Origin of the sequence: Neobacillus niacini, assembly GCF_023715785.1 — a bacterium.
In the GTDB taxonomy this organism is placed as follows: Bacteria; Bacillota; Bacilli; order Bacillales; family Cytobacillaceae; genus Neobacillus; species Neobacillus niacini_E.
The window spans coordinates 41,936-58,262 of the sequence record NZ_JAMBOX010000016.1; the positions used below are offsets into that span (position 1 = coordinate 41,936).

Genomic DNA, 16,327 nt, shown 5'->3' on the forward strand with positions numbered 1-16,327 from the left:
TGGGAAAATAGATTAGCCAAGCCTTGGTCTACTCTATTTTTCTTATAGACTCCTCAGCGGTATAATTTAGGTGAAAAGAATGAAAGAATGGGAGTGCACAGGATGAATCGTGAGTTTTTTGAAAAATATTAATTAAAGGATATATACATAGCTATGGTGCCGTGTACCGCCCGACTTTTGTCGAAGAATGACAGCGTTGTTTTTGCTTAGCCCCAATGTAGAAATTTACTGTTATTTCCTGTCCATTTATTGCCGAATATTATGCCCTGATAAGTTGTATTACAGCGCAATTAGTTATACAATACGGATGTCAACGCTAAGCTAGAATTTACAGATTTCCGTGAAAAGGGAAGACTGTACTTAACAATTTAAACTAATTATAGAAGCGATGAATTATTGTTTTTCATTTAACGAAGACTCTTCATTTAAATGTCTCCCTAGGTTACTTAAAAATGTTTTCACCGTACTGGTCAACAATTCTGGCAGATTATGGACTCACCTAATCCTCTTTTTTGTGCATTTTGAACAGGGAATAAACCTCTATAATTACCCACTAACCAAAATAATCTCTAATCATATAAAGTAGTGTTCTATATATAGTTTTCCGTTACATAAAGAACAAACGGATTTTCGCTAAAGGGATCGTAATAATTCGTATTCGGATACCCGATTCTTTGGATAGTTCCTCATAATAAAGAGCATTAAATAATTGGTGATGACTGGCACCGCCCGATTAACTACCAGTTATGCGTGGGATACCCACAAATACATATTTTCTCTATAAAGTTAAAGTATAATAGAACCAAAGGTTTTGAGGAGAGGAGAATTTCAATAAAAAAGAAAGTATTCAAAAGATTAATGGAATTAGAAAGGCAGCCATTGAAATAGCAAATCTTGGTGTTCAAATTAATAAACTATTGGAGAAAGTGTTGAAAGCAGTTTCTCCTTTAGCAGAAATTAACTGGGATGAAGTTGAGAAAAATTGGATCTATGCTGGTGAATCTTTGGCCCGTAGAGGTTGGACGCTTCCAATGAATATGACTCCAGCGGAAACTGTCGGGATATCCAAAATTGGTAGTCTGGAAGAGTTGGATAAAGCGTTTGATGTATACTATTCCACTGGCAACGAGTATGAGCATATAAAAAAGGATATTCTTGAACATGATTTTGTTAAAAATTGGAGGGAATTACTTAAACAATGCTTTGATAATTACGAAAGCGGAAAGTATTTTGTTTCCATTCCGAGTTTATTCATCGTAATTGAAAATCTTGGTCATATGCTTATTTCACCAAGATTTCAAAAATATATAGCTTCGATTAAGGGGAAGAGAAGGCCCCCTTTGAGAGACCAGTTTACAACAGTAAAGCAAGAAATTGAGCAAGACAGAATGTATATCATCATCTATGTTTCGGTAGTGACATTTTTAAATGAAGTATTTAAGGCAGGAAACTTTGATAAAAACGAAACAAGATTTCCAATAATTAACCGTGACTGGGTACTACACGGAAGAGACATTCCGAGCAACTGGAATAGAGTAGACGCTTTGAGATTATTCCATGCAATACACACAATTTTGGAGTTGGATTTTCTACTGGAGGAATCAGGGGAAAGATAGCCAATGGTAAATCTTCTAAGAATATTATAATAAAAACATTAAAAATCTTCACTAGCTGTTGATCAACCTTATCCTAATGATATGGATGGCTATCGGCAAAATTAAATGATGAAAATTGCACCTTTTAAAGAGCTTATAAACAATTACGTTATAACAAAAAATAAAAGTCAGAGGAACGATGTTTATATGACCACCCAACCCTATTTCTATCAATTTCTAGAACCAATATCCAAAGAACTAGCCTTGGTAGCTCGCGAATTAGAGAATAGTATATTCACCAGTCCGCGGATGATGCTGACTCATGCCCGAGTATTTGTCGAAAACATCCTGCAGCAAGTAATTCGGACTGAAAATCTAAATGAAGAACCTAGAGCTAATTTGAAAGACAGGATTGATTTGCTCAATTTTAACGGCTACCTGACTCCGGAAATTCGTGATGCACTACATCATGTTCGACAAATTGGTAACCAAGCGGCCCATGATTCCCGAGTATTTCGATATTCAGAAGCTTTACTATCTTGGGAGGCTGTATATAAGATTGTTAGCTGGTATCTGGAGGTATACGGGCCAGTAACCTTAAAGGTTCCTGAATATCAGGATCCGTCACCTAGAGCGGAACAATCCTTTGAGATGAGCGAAATTGAAGTGAGACTTAAGGCCCTGGAGGAGTTATTAACACTTGCAGGGAAAAATGAACAACAAGAAACCGTATTGACTGAAACGGCTGCAACCATTGACTATCCAAAAGAGTCAGTTGGATTGCCGGGGTATACCACCATTCGTACCATTTCTTATAGAGGGCGGCAGCTTGAGATTCCTTATTTTCTCCGTGATGCCTTTTTATTACCGCAGCGGTTTGCCAAATCAGAAACTTTTCTAATCCGGCTTGGGGCAGAGCAACAGGCACGGATTATGAGTGAACTTCCAAGCAATCTTGAGGGGCTTCATAAACATGTAAAACGATTCAGCGAAAAAAATGACGAAACTTTCTTTGAGGAATTACAGACCTATATTGAGGAAGAAAAAACCCGCCGGCAGCTTACACTCGAACGTCCGGGAGAATTATTTTTCTTCTATAAAGCTGACCACATCATAGTGACAGAAGAGCTTTCGAAAATTTCGCTTACAGCGGCAGAATTCAGTGGGATTCCAGGATTACTAAGACAATTAAATGAAGATGATATTGTAACTGTAGGGCAGCTGCCAAAAGAGCTCGTCATCCTCGCCAAATATGCCAATGTTGGGATTGGCACTGTCGAAAAGCTATTTGAACAGTTGAAGGAGAAACAGCATAGAGAGGTGGTTTGTTAGTTTTTTTACAGTTTTTATGGGTTGTTGTGAAATTGTAAAAATTGAATTGAATTAAATGACTATCTTTGCTCCAATAGGAGTAAATATCGATACATGGCGGCTACTGCACCATTCCATTTGATGTAAAACACCTGTGCAAAAGGCCACTGCAGTTCCAGTTCCAGTACGTTGATTTTGCAACGAAAGTTCAGTTCCTCGAATCAAACTTAATTGAGAGGGACTGTTTTTTGTGACCACTAAAAATATGTGAACCATAAAAAAATTCCCCCTGAGTTTTGGCACCCCCGGGGTAATGATCCTGCCTTCATTCCGTCCTCTAATGTGGGACCCGTCTATATTGCATTGTCATGTTACTGCATGTAATACGGACTTTTTTAGTTCCAGATGTACTTTATCCTGCACATTGTTCTGGTTTTCTCCCCTATGTTGACAATCATTTTCGTTTTTGTACACTAACATTTTTTCAAAAATAGCAACTAGATATCGAAATTAAATATCCAAGTTCAGTTTTTTTGTATTACAAATAACGGTTTCTCGTTACCGAATCGGTGAAATTTAGTTAATTTAACGTAGATTTTGGCTTTTTTAATAATAATTATTGACTTACAGTATTCATATTCGTAAAATTTGTATTACAGGTTTGAAAATTCTGAAAAGGAGACCGTTATGGCTGAAAAAGAAAAAATATCGCAAACGATTTCTCGTGAATTGTTAAATATGATTGAAGTTGGAAAGTTTCCCTCAGGTTCAAAATTGCCAACAGAAATGGAACTAGCTGCACACTTTGGGGTAAGTAGAATCCCGATCAGAGAGGCACTCAGTGTCTTAAGGGCTGCGGGTGTGATCAGCTCGCGTCAAGGTGGAGGCAGTTACGTTGAAGAAAGAGCTGCCACTTTTTTATTGCATCATATTCGAATTGAAAACGATGATAAGGAAGTCATTAAACATCTTTTTGAGATGAGAAAAATTCTAGAGCCTGAGGCGGCCTATTTAGCTGCACTTAGGCGTACCCCAGAACAATTGGAACAAATGGAACAGGCTTTGAAATGGCTGGAGATGGAATTCACTGATGAGGAGAAAACGGGGAAAGAGGCAGACATCGAATTCCATCGATCCATTATTTTAGCAACACAGAATCCGATCATGATTCATATGATTGAAAGTTTATCTGCTCTTTATGAGAGAGCATTAAAGATTACACTCGAGCCTAATTTGGTGTTAAAACAAAGACGAAAAGCGGCTCTTAAAGAACACCAGGATATTCTATTAGCTATTAAAATGGAGGAACCTGAGCTGGCAAAAATCCAGTCTGTTATTCATTTGAAAAATGCAGAGAAAAAACTAAGTTTACTTTTTTAAACATATTATTTCTTAGAAAAAAAGGAAGGGAAAATCTCCATTGAAAGCGATAACATCAGCACATGTTAAAGAAATTATATCCATCGTAAAAACAGGGAGAGTATTGACAAATGAATCCGATCGCTATAGTTATTCCTTTGATGGTTCGTTTGGTACCTATCTACCCGATGTGGTCATTCAGACAAAAAGTGTGGAGGAATTGGCCACACTTGTGAAATTGGCCAACCGAGAGAAGATTCCGGTCTACCCACGAGGCCAAGCGACCAGTTTAAGTGGAGGTCCGCTTCCCGTTAAAGGTGGAATGGTTTTCGATCTGTCCGTTATGGATGATTTACTTGAAATTCATGAAGAAGACTTGGTTGCCGTCGTGTCCCCAGGTGTATTAACATCGAATATTCATCATGCAGCCGAACGGAAAGGTTTGATGTACCCTCCTGATCCCAGCAGTTCTCATGTATCCACTATAGGTGGAAATTTGGCGGAGAATTCGGGTGGCCCGCGAGGATTGAAGTATGGAGTAACGAAAGATTATGTCATTGGGTTGGAAATCATCACGCCACAGGGGGAAATTATCCGAACAGGCGGACGGACGGTGAAAAACGTAACCGGTTACGATTTGACCAAGCTCATTGTTGGCTCGGAAGGTACTCTTGGAATCATTACAAAAGCCGTCCTGCGATTGATTCCAAAGCCGCCAGCTTCAGAAACGGTGATGGCTATATTTAATAGCCTCGTAGATGCAGGAAGAGCCATATCAAAAATTCTTTCCTCCGGAATACTGCCGTCAAAAATGGAATTGATGGACCAAGCCTCTATTGTAGCTGTAGAAAATTATCAGCCTTCTGGGCTTCCCAAGGACGCCGAAGCGATGATTCTCATCGAGCTTGATGGGCACCCCTCTGCAGTCATTGATGAAGCCGAACAGGTCTCGAAGGTTTGTAAAGAAGTGGGAGCAAGAAAAGTAAGCATTCCGAAAACTAAGGCTGAAACAGAAGAGGTATGGAAGGCGAGAAAGCTGGTATCTCCCGCCATTGTCAGGATTAAGCCGACCAAAATTTCGGAAGATGCAACCGTTCCCCGGAGTAAAATACCAGAAATGTGTCGTCGTCTTCAAGAAATCAAGAAAAAGTATAATGTGCACCTTGTGGTTTTTGGCCATGCCGGGGATGGCAACCTTCATCCTAATATTATTGCCGACAAATCGGATAAGGAAGAAATGCGGCGGGTCGAGCTGGCAGTTACGGAGATTTTTGAAGCGGCCGTGCAATTAGGAGGAACTTTGTCTGGGGAACATGGCATAGGAACCATGAAAGCTCCATTTATGGAAATGGAATTGGGGGCCGTCGGATTAGATATGATGAAGAAAATTAAGCAGGCTTGGGATCCGAATAATATTATGAATCCAGGAAAGATTTTCCCTGAGCCGGGGCAAAAGTTGGTGCTAAGCGAATGAAACATGACCTTGAACAATTGAAAGTGGAACTTAAATATGAAAAAACAAATAGCTGTGTTCAATGCGGCTACTGTTTGCCAGTATGTCCTACCTACGTCACGATGGGGAAGGAAACTCATTCTCCGAGAGGGAGAATTAATTTGGTCAAGATGGTAGGGGAAGGAAGGATTACAGACTTATCCGTTCTTGAAGAACCGATGGATTTGTGCCTTGGCTGCCGCGCGTGTGAAACGGCTTGTCCTACCGGGGTTGAATACGGGGCGCTTTTGGAAGCAGCCAGAGCGGCAATCACACGTCGTAAAAAACTTTCCGTTCCGGTTCGAACTTTGCGAAACACCTTATTCAAAAAAGTCATCCCCAGCCGTAAAGCGATGAAATTCATCGGAAATTCCATGTGGTTATATGAAAAGAGTGGTATTCAAAAACTGGCTAGAAAAAGCGGGTTGATGAAAAAATTGCCCGCTCATTTAGGTGAATTCGAAGCGATCACCCCTTCTGCGGCATCCCCATGGGAACGTTCAAGTCTCCTTCATATTACACCGGCTATAGGGGACAAAAAGTTTACGGTCGCGTTCTTTGCGGGGTGTGTAATGGATGCTATGTTCAGAAAGATTAACCAACTTTCCGTCAAGCTTCTTTCCGAGGCAGGTTGTGACGTTATTCTTATAGAGAATCAGACTTGCTGTGGAGCTCTGCATGCCCACTCAGGAGAAATAGAAGAAAGCAAAAGGTTAGCCAAATCCAATATTGCCGCTTTCGAAAAGGAAGAAATAGATTTTATTGTTAATAATGCCGGCGGTTGTGGGGCCATGATGGCCGAATATGATCACCTTTTAGCGGATGAACCACTATGGGTCGAACGCGCGAAACGATTTTCGGAAAATACGAAAGATATTTCCCAAATCCTTGTTTTATGTGGAGGCATTATAGCGAAAGACTGCCCACCTCAAAGGATCACGTATCAGAGGTCTTGTCATATGACAAATGTTCTAAAAGTTACAAAAGAGCCGCTTCAATTAATCCAAAGCATACCAAATGTAGAAGTCATAGAAATGAACGATGCGAATATGTGCTGTGGCTCGGCAGGGATTTACAACATTGTGAATTATGATGCCTCAATGGAGATTTTGGATCAAAAAATGGAGAATGTAAAAGATACAGAAGCAACGACCATCATTACGACCAACCCCGGATGCCTGATTCAAATGAAGCTGGGAATTGAACGTGAAAATTTGAACGGGCGCATGCGAGCTGTTCACTTAGTAGAATACTTGGCAGAAGCGGCCGGGATAATGTAAAACACAAAGGTATATAAGAAATACCAGCTAAAATCTACTCTTTACTTCCCAACCTTTTTGTGTAATTCTGTAAGCTAAAAATAATCTCCATCTGTTTGACCAGTTGGGGATTATTTTACGTTTGCTTTAATTCTTATCCCCGTATCTCTCATACTCTAGAATTTCCAGCTGATAAATAAGTTTCTGTCTCTAAGACCACGATAAAGGAGCATAGTTTACGCGAGATCTTTTTCTATTCTTTTAACAAAATTTGTATTGACTAAGAGAATCGATAAATTGTAAGCTTGTATTACAACAATCAAATTAACCAAAGTAAAATGAAATGAATAGATTTCTATTAAAAGTGAATTGGTGGTAAAGTTTTTCCTATAAAAAAATACCTTTTTAAGGAGGATTTTATGGTTCATACAGTAAAGCGATTGAAAATAGCTGACCAAATACTTGAACAATTAAAACAGAAAATACGAGATGGGGAATTTCCAGAAGGTTCAAAACTCCCATCGGAAAATAAGCTTGCTGAAATGTTTGGTGTTAGTAGGGCGCCTATTCGTGAAGTAATTAGTGTGCTCGTTGCGAGTGGACTTGTAGAATCGATTCAAGGTGGGGGGAACTTTGTAAAAAAAATGCCCACAGAAGACCTACTAGATACAGTGGCATTTGAAATGATTACAGATGAAGAAATTTATAACTTGCTTGAATTGCGGACAGTAATTGAGACTGAGGCAGCAGCATTCGCGGCAGAACGGCATACTGAGGAAGATATTGAGAAGATATATGAAGCCTTTCAGCAAGTATCAGATACGATTAATGATGATTCCATTGTTGGAGATCAAGCAGATTATGATTTCCACATGTCCATTGTAAAAGCTGCTAAAAATTCTTTCCTCACTCAATCGGTAGAAAATGTAAGAGAACTTTATCAAAAAGCCCTTACCTATTCGTTAAGGAAAAACGTAGGAAGAAGAGAGAAGCGTGAACAAGTGCACCAAGAACACCAAAATATTTATAAAGCAATTAAAAGAAGAAATAAAGAAGCTGCAGCATTTTATATGAAAGAACATTTAACAAATGCACGATTGAAACTTGGAGATCCACGGGTGAATAAGTAGTCTACAACTTTACCTATTTTTTGGATTGTATTTAAAACAATAGCTATTAATAATCGAATCCCCATCTGTTTTTAACAGGTGGGGATCTATTTATATTGCAAACGTTTATACCTATAGCACATTTTTGGGGGAATGAAACCCTAAAGGTTAGAAGGTAGAAAATTTGGAAAATTTTAAAATGTATATTGAAATCAGAAAATCTATCTTGTATGATTGTATTACAAGTTTAATAAAGCGATTACAAAGGATGTGAAATATTTATAGTTTTATTGGTGAAGAGGAGTTAGAGAATACAGAATTATTAAAATGTATTTGTTAGTAATATAAACAATTATTGACTAAATTTTTGGGAACTTGAAATTAATGACAATTGGGGGAGACTATCACTGGTTTAGTACGGATATTCCATAAAATCAGTGTAAGGGGTTTCAAAAAACTATATTTAGTATGAAAGGAAGAAAATAATATGAATTTTGCTCAACAAGGATCTAAAACGAGTCAAGCTGCCGATTTCGATGTGGTTGCTATTGGTGGGGGTTTTTCGGGGTTGTACATGATTCATAGTTTACGAGAGGCTGGTTACTCCGTCAGAGTATTTGAGGCAGGCGGGGATGTCGGCGGAGTATGGTATTGGCATCGCTATCCTGGATTACGTTGCGATGTGGAGAGTTTTGCTTATTGCTATTATTTCTCTGAAGAACTATATAAGGAATGGACATGGACTAGCAGGTATCCTAGTCAGCCGGAGATTCTCCGTTATATCAATTTCGTAGCAGATAAATTTGATTTACGTAAAGATATTCAATTCAACACGCGCATTAATGCTGCTCATTATGACGAGGTAAACGAACGTTGGCAGATTTACTTAAATGACGGTACTAGTGTAACGGCTAAGTTTTTCATCCCTACGGTAGGCGGGCTCACCTCTGCTCCCAACGTTCCCAATTTTAAAGGTTTACATAGCTTCGAAGGGGAATGGTATCATACCGGAAATTGGCCAAAAGAAAAGGTTAATTTCAAAGGTAAACGTGTGGGTGTCATCGGCACTGGGTCAAGTGGTATGCAGGTAATACCGGAAATTGCAAAAGAAGCTGATCATTTAACTGTTTTCCAACGGACGCCTCAATATTCCATTCCGGCAGGGAATCATGAGCTTGATCCTGAATATGTACGACAAAGAAAAGCAAACTTTAAAGAATTAAAGCAACAGATTCGAAATAGCCGTACTGGTGATTTTAAGAAACTCATTGATAAATCAGCTTTAGCTGTAACAGAAGAAGAACGGTTACAAGAATTTGAAAGCGCTTGGGAAAAAGGCGGAGGTCTTCCAAGATATAATGATCTGTTTACCAACGAAGAAGCTAATCAAACATATGGTGATTTTGTCCGTTCCAAGATCTCTGAAATTGTACGCGATCCTGAGGTTGCCAAGAAATTAATGCCAAATTATCATTTTGGAACAAAACGCATAGCTTTAAGTACCAATTATTATCAAACATATAATCGTGATAATGTCACCTTGATCGATATTAAAAAGGCGCCTATTGAGGAGATCACTCCTATGGGTGTACGCACAACAGAAAAAGAATATAAGTTGGATGCTCTTGTATTTGCTACAGGTTACGACGCTATTACCGGTCCTCTGTTTAAAATAGATATTAGGGGAAGAAATGGAGTTGCATTAAAAGAAAAATGGAATCATGGGGGTGAGATAAGTACGTATCTTGGACTTGCAATAGATGGCTTCCCAAATTTATTCATGGTTGCAGGAGCAGAGGGTCCAGGCGCGGTGGTCAACAACCTCGTAGTGATTGAGTCAAACGTTGAGTGGATTATTGACTGTCTCAATTATCTCCGTGAGCAGGGGATAAATACTATTGAGGCAACAAGGGAAGCAGCCGCTGATTGGAGTAAATCGGTTGCGGAGGCGGCTAATGCTACACTTTTTGTTAAAACGGAGTCATGGTGGACAGGTGCGAATATTCCAGATAAACCAAGAGGATTCCCTATTTATTTAGGAGGGTTTGATAAATACAATCAGATTTGCAAAGAGGTTGCAGATAAGGGGTTTGCGGGCTTTACCTTATCTGTAAATAAAAAAGATGAAGTAAATTCATTAAATTAGTTTTTAGAAAGGGAGAAATAATTTGGCAGAATTATCCCCAGAGTCAAAAGTTTATATTAAAGGTTTTAACCGAGTATTGGAAAACCTGTCGTTAGGACCTAAGGCCGTAAGAGAGTTATTTAGAAAGCCCTCCGGTGAAAAAGCAGAAGTTGGGCCGCTTTCAAAAGTCGAAGATCGGGTTATTCCTGTCGATAAGGATGCAAACGTGAAGATTAGAATTTATACGCCCAAATCAGAAGGTCCTCTCCCTATTTTTATGTATTACCACGGTGGTGGATGGGTATTAGGTGATCTTGAATCTTCCGATGGGACTTGTAGAATGATTGCTGAACTTACTGAAAGAATTGTGGTTTCAGTAGACTATAGGCTGTCCCCAGAGTATAAGTTTCCCATTCCAGTGAATGACTGCTATGCGGCACTACAATGGGTAAGTGAAAATGCGGCGTTAATCAATGGGGATGCCTCAAATATCGCAGTTGGCGGTGATAGTGCTGGAGGAAACATGGCTACTGTTGTTTCTATGATGGCTAGGGATAAAAAGGAACCTCATATTTCTGCACAAATCCTAATTTATCCAGGTACTAGTTTTAATTTAAACACTAAGTCTTTTAAGGAATTTGAAAACGGATTCGGTCTGAATAAAGATTTAGTGATATGGTTCCATAATCATTACCTCAGAGATGAAACGGATAAATTTGATAAGTACGCGGCCCCGTTAGAAGCCGATGATTTAACTCATTTACCGCCAGCACTCGTTATCGTCGCGGAAAATGATGTGCTTCGAGATAATGGATTAGCTTACGCAAAACGCTTAAAAGAAGCGAAAGTAAAAGTTGAATCGATTTGTAAAAAAGGATTAGTTCATGGGTACTTTTCATACCCTGAGATTTTTCCTACTGAAATAAAAAATACAATTATTACTATCGCTGGATTTCTTCATGAAAATAATACAAGCAGGACTTTGAAAATTTAACTTAGTGGAGTGACAAAAGACTAATTTTTTACTAGTGACCTTTTTGGTTTAAGGCTTTCATTCTTAAATAATATTAAATATTGGGGGAATTGTTTTGGATATTTTTAATTTGGACGGAAAAACGGCTATTATAACTGGGGCTAATGGGGGTATGGGAAAAAGCATTGCTAGGGGATTTGCGAATTACGAATGTAATCTCGTTCTATGTGACCTCGTATTAACGGATATAGAAGGGTTTGCGGAAGAACTTAGAGAGAAGGGCGCGAAAGTATTAGTCATTCAATGTGATGTTGGAAACCCTGATGATATTAAAAACGTGGTAAACAAGACACTTGAAAAATTTACTACTATTGACATATTGGTTAATAATGCTGGAATAACATCCAAAAGAACAGCGGCGGAGGATTTTCCATTAGAGGTTTGGCATAAGATTTTGGAAGTAAACTTAACGGGTGTTTTCATGTTTACACAAGAGGTGGGAAAAGTCATGCTAGAACAACGCAGCGGTTCTATCATTAATATTTCTTCAGGTGCTTCCCGCCAGGCTGTGAGAGGTTCCCTTGGTTATAGTGTTAGTAAAAGTGGAGTAAATATGATAACTAAAGGATTCGCGTCTGAATGGGCCGAAAGAGGTGTAAGGGTCAATGGGGTTGCCCCTTACTATACAGAAACTCCTATTCTTAAATCTATAAAAGAAACTGATAAAGATTTTATGGAAAAAGTTTTGAGTAAGTCTCCAATGAGACGTATGGGAAAACCAGAAGAAATTGCGGCAGGGGTGATGTTTCTAGCATCCGATGCTTCCTCCTATATGACAGGTGAAACAATTTTAATAGACGGTGGAGCACACGCGATGGCTTTATAAACATTTACAGGGGTGTTCTAGAATGTTATTTGAAGGGAAAGTTGTTTTAATTACTGGTGCTGCAGGAGGAATTGGACGAGAGACTGCCCGTTTATTCGCTGACCAAGGAGCAAAATTAGTTTTGGTAGATGTTGATCAAAGAGTAATAGAGAAGGTTGCCTCTAAGTTGGAATTAGATGATTACCTTGCTCTTTCTGCAGACGTATCAAGTGAAGAACAAGTAAAAAATTTCGTACAACTGACCAAAGAAAAATATGGAAGGATTGATGTCTTTTATAATAATGCAGGTGTCGGAGTTGGATATGGAAGGATTACAGATATTACTGCAGAAGAGCTGGATCAAGTTTTAAATGTAAATGTCAAGGGAGTATTCTTTGGTTTAAAGCATGTATTGGCGGTTATGCTGGAGCAAAAATCCGGCAGTATAGTAAACACATCATCTGTTAATGGAGTAACTGGTTCACCAGGATTGTCGGCTTATTCTGCTTCTAAGCATGCGGTAATTGGTTTGACAAAGACAGTTGCAGTAGAGTGTGCAGGAACAGGAATTCGAATCAATGCCATTTGTCCAGGTCCTGTAGATACTCCAATGATACGAGCACTGGCTGAGATGAAAACACCGGGCAATCCGGAGCAGACAAGAGAAATGTATGAGCAAAGAATTCCTTTGAGACGATATGCTCAACCTAAAGAAATTGCAGAATTAGTTTTATTTTTGTCATCTGATAAAGCTTCATATATTACAGGCAGCGTGTATCGAATTGATGGTGGCATGACAGCTTCATAACTTGATTAGAGCATATTATCTGGGATCATGACGAAATATCCAAGATATTTTTCACAGGGCGGTTAGTTCGAAACTAATAGGTGGAAAATTAACCACTAAGCATATAAACGAGGAGGCATTTAGATGCTTTATATTAATGGTGAATGGACACCATCTGTTACGAATAAAAGTTTTACTGTTTATAATCCGGCAACGAAAGAAAAGGTTGGAGAGATGGCATATGGAAACAGAGAAGATACAGAAATGGCCATTTCTTCTGCTGAACAGGCTTTTAAGATATGGAAAAGAAAAACGGCTGGAGAAAGAAGTTCGTTTTTAAAAACTTTTGCTGATCAATTAAGGGTTAGAGCGGGGGATATTGCAAAAACAATAACTCTGGAAATGGGGAAATCATTACGTGAGTCTATTGGAGAAGTTAATCTAGCAATATCTTATGTTGACTGGTATTCAGAGGAAGCAAAACGTATTTATGGCGATACGATTCCCGCTTCAAGTATCGATAAAAGAATATTTGTTTTTCAGGAGCCTGTTGGAGTTACTGCGGCGATTACACCTTGGAATTTTCCAGCGGCAATGATTACTAGAAAGATTGCTCCAGCACTTGCGGCAGGTTGTACTGTGATCGTTAAACCAGCATCAGCAACCCCTCTAACAGCAAAGTTAATTTTTGAGGCACTGGATGCTGCAAGACTGCCAAAAGGAGTAGCGAATCTAGTAACAGGACCATCCCAGGAGATCGCGGCTACTTTTAATGATAGTTTTGCGGTCCGTAAATTAACTTTTACGGGGTCAACTGAAGTTGGAATTGAATTGATGCGCGGTGCAGCGGATACAGTAAAAAAAGTTGCGATGGAACTAGGCGGTCATGCACCCTATATTGTTTTTGAAGATGCAGACCTGGAAACAGCTGTAGATGGTGCAATCGCAAGTAAATTTAGAAATGCGGGCCAAACCTGTGTTTGTACAAATAGGATTTATGTTCACGAATCTATAGCAGATGAGTTTGGTACATTGTTTGCGAAAAAAGTAAGTGAACTGGTCATAGGAAATGGACTGAATGACAACACAGACATAGGTCCACTTATTAATCGAGAGTCTTTATCTAAAGTTACATCACAAATTGACGATGCAATAAAACACGGTGGCAAAGTTATCGCCGGAGGAAAAGAAGTAAAATTTGAACAAATGGAAGGATGCTTTTTTGAACCTACAGTGATCAATTATGCTACGGATGAAATGATTATTTCAAAAGAGGAAACGTTTGGACCAGTTGCACCGATCTTTACATTTCAATCAGAAGAGGAAGTAGTTGAAAGAGCCAATCATTTTCAATATGGTCTAGCAGCCTATTGTTATACCAATGATTTTAGTCGTGCCATACGAATGATGGAAAATCTTGAATATGGAATTGTTGGTATAAATGATGAAATGCCTACAACGGCACAGGCTCCTTTCGGCGGGGTAAAAGCAAGTGGTGTTGGCCGCGAAGGTGGAAAGTATGGTTTACAAGAATATTTAGTTGAAAAATATGTATCAATGAAAATTAAACAAAATTGAACTAGTAGCTGATTTAACAGTACTCAACAATACAGCAGATTTTGCACATTTTGAAAAATTCACTAAAAAAAATTACATCTAGGTAAGAACAAAAAAGGTTTACCAATTAATTTTCTTACGGGAGATGATTTTATTGAAAAGAATGAATTTCATATTTATTGCCAAATTAGTGCCACTGTTAATTCTTGCTGTTATGATCGTGGGTTGTTCTTCTGATTCGAGCTCAGGGAAGAACCCATCTAATTCCGGTCAAGCATCGAAGTCCGAAGAAGGCACACCTAAAAAAGGTGGGGAGGTCACAATAGCATATCAATCGGATTCCACGAATTATGATCCAATTTTAGGAAGTAGTGGTAGTGACCATCCTTTACTATGGCCCATCTATGATACACTTATCTCATTTACGAAAGAGCTCGAGCCAAAGCCCGGATTGGCTGAATCATGGGAATTTACAGACGATAAGAAGACATTGATTCTTCATCTCAGGGAAGGTGTAACTTTTCATGATGGCACCGCATTTGATGCAGAAGCGGCGAAATTTAATATCGAACGAATTAACTCCGATAAGTCAGTGGTCTCCGATCTTAAAAATATTGAAAGTGTAGAAGTTACTGATAATAAGACTGTTAAACTGAATTTAAAACAACCAGATTCGTCTCTTTTGTTAGCGCTATCAGACCGGGGGGGGATGATGGTTTCCCCTACTGCTGTTAAAGAGTATGGTGATGACTTTCCTCAACATCCGATTGGGGCAGGGCCATTTAAACGAGTAAAGCATATTCCTAATGGAGAGATTGTTTTTGAAGCCTATGAAGATTACTGGCAAGAGGGAAAGCCTTATGTCGATAAAATGACAGTTAAAGTCATGCCGGATGAAAATACAAGAATTAATGCACTTAAATCAGGTGAAATAGATTATGCTGACAATATTGCCCCTGGCAATGTTCAAAATCTCGAAACTGATTCCAATATTGTTTTAAAAGATGTTTTGCCACTTCGATTTAAAATGATGTTTTTAAATCAATCCATGCCGCCGTTTGATAATAAAAATGTACGGTTAGCCATCCAATATGGGATTAACCGTGAGGGGATCAATAAAGGGATTAATTTTGGACAAGGTGAACCGGCTAATAACATCTTTCCAAAGGAATATTGGGCGGGTGATCCTGATATGAAAATAGACTATGACCTTGAAAAAGCAAAACAATTATTAAAAGATTCCGGACTTAAGAATATCTCTTTCACAATGATTAACTTTCCGATTGCGGACTATGCGAAGGGGGCCGAAGCCGTAAAGAGCCAGCTAAAAGAAATAGGAATTAATGTGGACCTTCAGCCAATGGAAGTCACAAAGGGGACTACAAGTTATTTTGCCGAAAAGACAGCACCAGCATTTTTTACCTCATGGACAGGGCGTCCAGATCCGCAAATGACGACCCGACTTTTATTTTCAGCAGATAGCTATCTTAATCCTGGTAAATATTCTACTCCGGAAATTGAGTCACTTATTTCAGAAGCAGCTTCAAGTTATGATCAAAAGGAACGTGCTAAATTATACAAAGAAATTAGTAAAAAAGCACTTTTGGAAGAAGCAATTGCAATCCCGGTTGTATATGATCGGATGACATCTGCTATGAATAAAAAGGTAAAAGGATTTGAACCAAATATGATGGGCAAACCAGTTTTCTCATCGATCTGGATGGAGGAGTAATTTAAAAGTACCTAATTGTGTCGATTGGGAAAACAATCACAATAATAATAAAAGTACATGTTCAACAACATTTTAATAGTGGAGCAGCAACTTATCATGCCTGCTCCACTTATTTCAATGAAGTTTGTGGGTGCTTTCAAACTAAACGGAAGGAGGGCGTAAG

General features: G+C 38.8%; 13 protein-coding genes. 12 read left to right on the plus strand and 1 reads right to left on the minus strand.

Annotation, left to right across the window (positions count from 1 at the left end; genetic code table 11):
- Positions 1–926: 926 nt before the first annotated feature.
- Positions 927–1,616, plus strand: a complete 690-nt coding sequence (locus M3234_RS22845) for a hypothetical protein (protein WP_262306925.1) — start codon at positions 927–929, stop codon at positions 1,614–1,616.
- Between the two features lie 186 nt (positions 1,617–1,802).
- On the plus strand, positions 1,803–2,927 hold the full coding sequence (locus tag M3234_RS22850) for a DUF4145 domain-containing protein (protein WP_262306926.1): 1,125 nt from the start codon (positions 1,803–1,805) through the stop codon (positions 2,925–2,927).
- 51 nt (positions 2,928–2,978) lie between these two features.
- On the opposite strand, the gene M3234_RS22855 is transcribed toward M3234_RS22850, so the two are convergent.
- Entirely contained in the window at positions 2,979–3,182 is a 204-nt protein-coding gene (locus tag M3234_RS22855; protein ID WP_262306927.1) for a hypothetical protein, read from the minus strand.
- A gap of 411 nt (positions 3,183–3,593) precedes the next feature.
- Between M3234_RS22855 and M3234_RS22860 the strand changes: the two genes are divergently transcribed.
- The 10 genes from M3234_RS22860 (at position 3,594) to M3234_RS22905 (ending at position 16,164) form a co-directional block, all read left to right on the plus strand.
- Positions 3,594–4,286 carry a FadR/GntR family transcriptional regulator gene (locus M3234_RS22860; RefSeq protein ID WP_262306928.1) on the plus strand — a complete coding sequence of 231 codons (693 nt, stop codon included), beginning with the start codon at positions 3,594–3,596 and terminating at the stop codon, positions 4,284–4,286.
- A 49-nt stretch (positions 4,287–4,335) separates the two neighbouring features.
- On the plus strand, positions 4,336–5,739 hold the full coding sequence (locus M3234_RS22865) for an FAD-binding oxidoreductase (RefSeq protein WP_262306990.1): 1,404 nt from the start codon (positions 4,336–4,338) through the stop codon (positions 5,737–5,739).
- Positions 5,736–7,037 (plus strand): (Fe-S)-binding protein, encoded by a 1,302-nt coding sequence (locus M3234_RS22870; protein ID WP_262306929.1) that lies wholly within the window; start codon positions 5,736–5,738, stop codon positions 7,035–7,037. The genes M3234_RS22865 and M3234_RS22870 overlap by 4 nt, the downstream gene beginning before the upstream one ends.
- A gap of 398 nt (positions 7,038–7,435) precedes the next feature.
- On the plus strand, positions 7,436–8,146 hold the full coding sequence (locus tag M3234_RS22875; protein ID WP_262306930.1) for a FadR/GntR family transcriptional regulator: 711 nt from the start codon (positions 7,436–7,438) through the stop codon (positions 8,144–8,146).
- 466 nt (positions 8,147–8,612) lie between these two features.
- Positions 8,613–10,271, plus strand: a complete 1,659-nt coding sequence (locus tag M3234_RS22880) for a flavin-containing monooxygenase (RefSeq protein WP_262306931.1) — start codon at positions 8,613–8,615, stop codon at positions 10,269–10,271.
- A gap of 22 nt (positions 10,272–10,293) precedes the next feature.
- Complete coding sequence (locus M3234_RS22885; RefSeq protein WP_262306932.1) at positions 10,294–11,244, plus strand: alpha/beta hydrolase; 951 nt, start codon at positions 10,294–10,296, stop codon at positions 11,242–11,244.
- Positions 11,245–11,338: 94 nt separating this feature from the next.
- Positions 11,339–12,109, plus strand: a complete 771-nt coding sequence (locus tag M3234_RS22890; protein ID WP_262306933.1) for an SDR family NAD(P)-dependent oxidoreductase — start codon at positions 11,339–11,341, stop codon at positions 12,107–12,109.
- Between the two features lie 22 nt (positions 12,110–12,131).
- The gene (locus M3234_RS22895; protein ID WP_262306934.1) at positions 12,132–12,896 is read left to right on the plus strand and encodes an SDR family NAD(P)-dependent oxidoreductase; all 765 of its coding nucleotides are present in this window, start codon (positions 12,132–12,134) and stop codon (positions 12,894–12,896) included.
- A 123-nt stretch (positions 12,897–13,019) separates the two neighbouring features.
- The gene (locus M3234_RS22900; RefSeq protein ID WP_262306935.1) at positions 13,020–14,453 is read left to right on the plus strand and encodes an NAD-dependent succinate-semialdehyde dehydrogenase; all 1,434 of its coding nucleotides are present in this window, start codon (positions 13,020–13,022) and stop codon (positions 14,451–14,453) included.
- A 142-nt stretch (positions 14,454–14,595) separates the two neighbouring features.
- Positions 14,596–16,164 (plus strand): ABC transporter substrate-binding protein, encoded by a 1,569-nt coding sequence (locus tag M3234_RS22905; RefSeq protein ID WP_262306991.1) that lies wholly within the window; start codon positions 14,596–14,598, stop codon positions 16,162–16,164.
- Positions 16,165–16,327 lie beyond the last annotated feature (163 nt).

Coding starts and splice junctions, on each gene's coding strand:
- M3234_RS22895 (WP_262306934.1), top strand. CDS start 12,132: ATGTTATTTGAAGGGAAAGTTGTTTTAATTACTGGTGCTGCAGGAGGA.
- M3234_RS22855 (WP_262306927.1), bottom strand. CDS start 3,182: ATGGTTCACATATTTTTAGTGGTCACAAAAAACAGTCCCTCTCAATTA.
- M3234_RS22860 (WP_262306928.1), top strand. CDS start 3,594: ATGGCTGAAAAAGAAAAAATATCGCAAACGATTTCTCGTGAATTGTTA.
- M3234_RS22880 (WP_262306931.1), top strand. CDS start 8,613: ATGAATTTTGCTCAACAAGGATCTAAAACGAGTCAAGCTGCCGATTTC.
- M3234_RS22875 (WP_262306930.1), top strand. CDS start 7,436: ATGGTTCATACAGTAAAGCGATTGAAAATAGCTGACCAAATACTTGAA.
- M3234_RS22900 (WP_262306935.1), top strand. CDS start 13,020: ATGCTTTATATTAATGGTGAATGGACACCATCTGTTACGAATAAAAGT.
- M3234_RS22870 (WP_262306929.1), top strand. CDS start 5,736: ATGAAACATGACCTTGAACAATTGAAAGTGGAACTTAAATATGAAAAA.
- M3234_RS22850 (WP_262306926.1), top strand. CDS start 1,803: ATGACCACCCAACCCTATTTCTATCAATTTCTAGAACCAATATCCAAA.
- M3234_RS22905 (WP_262306991.1), top strand. CDS start 14,596: ATGAATTTCATATTTATTGCCAAATTAGTGCCACTGTTAATTCTTGCT.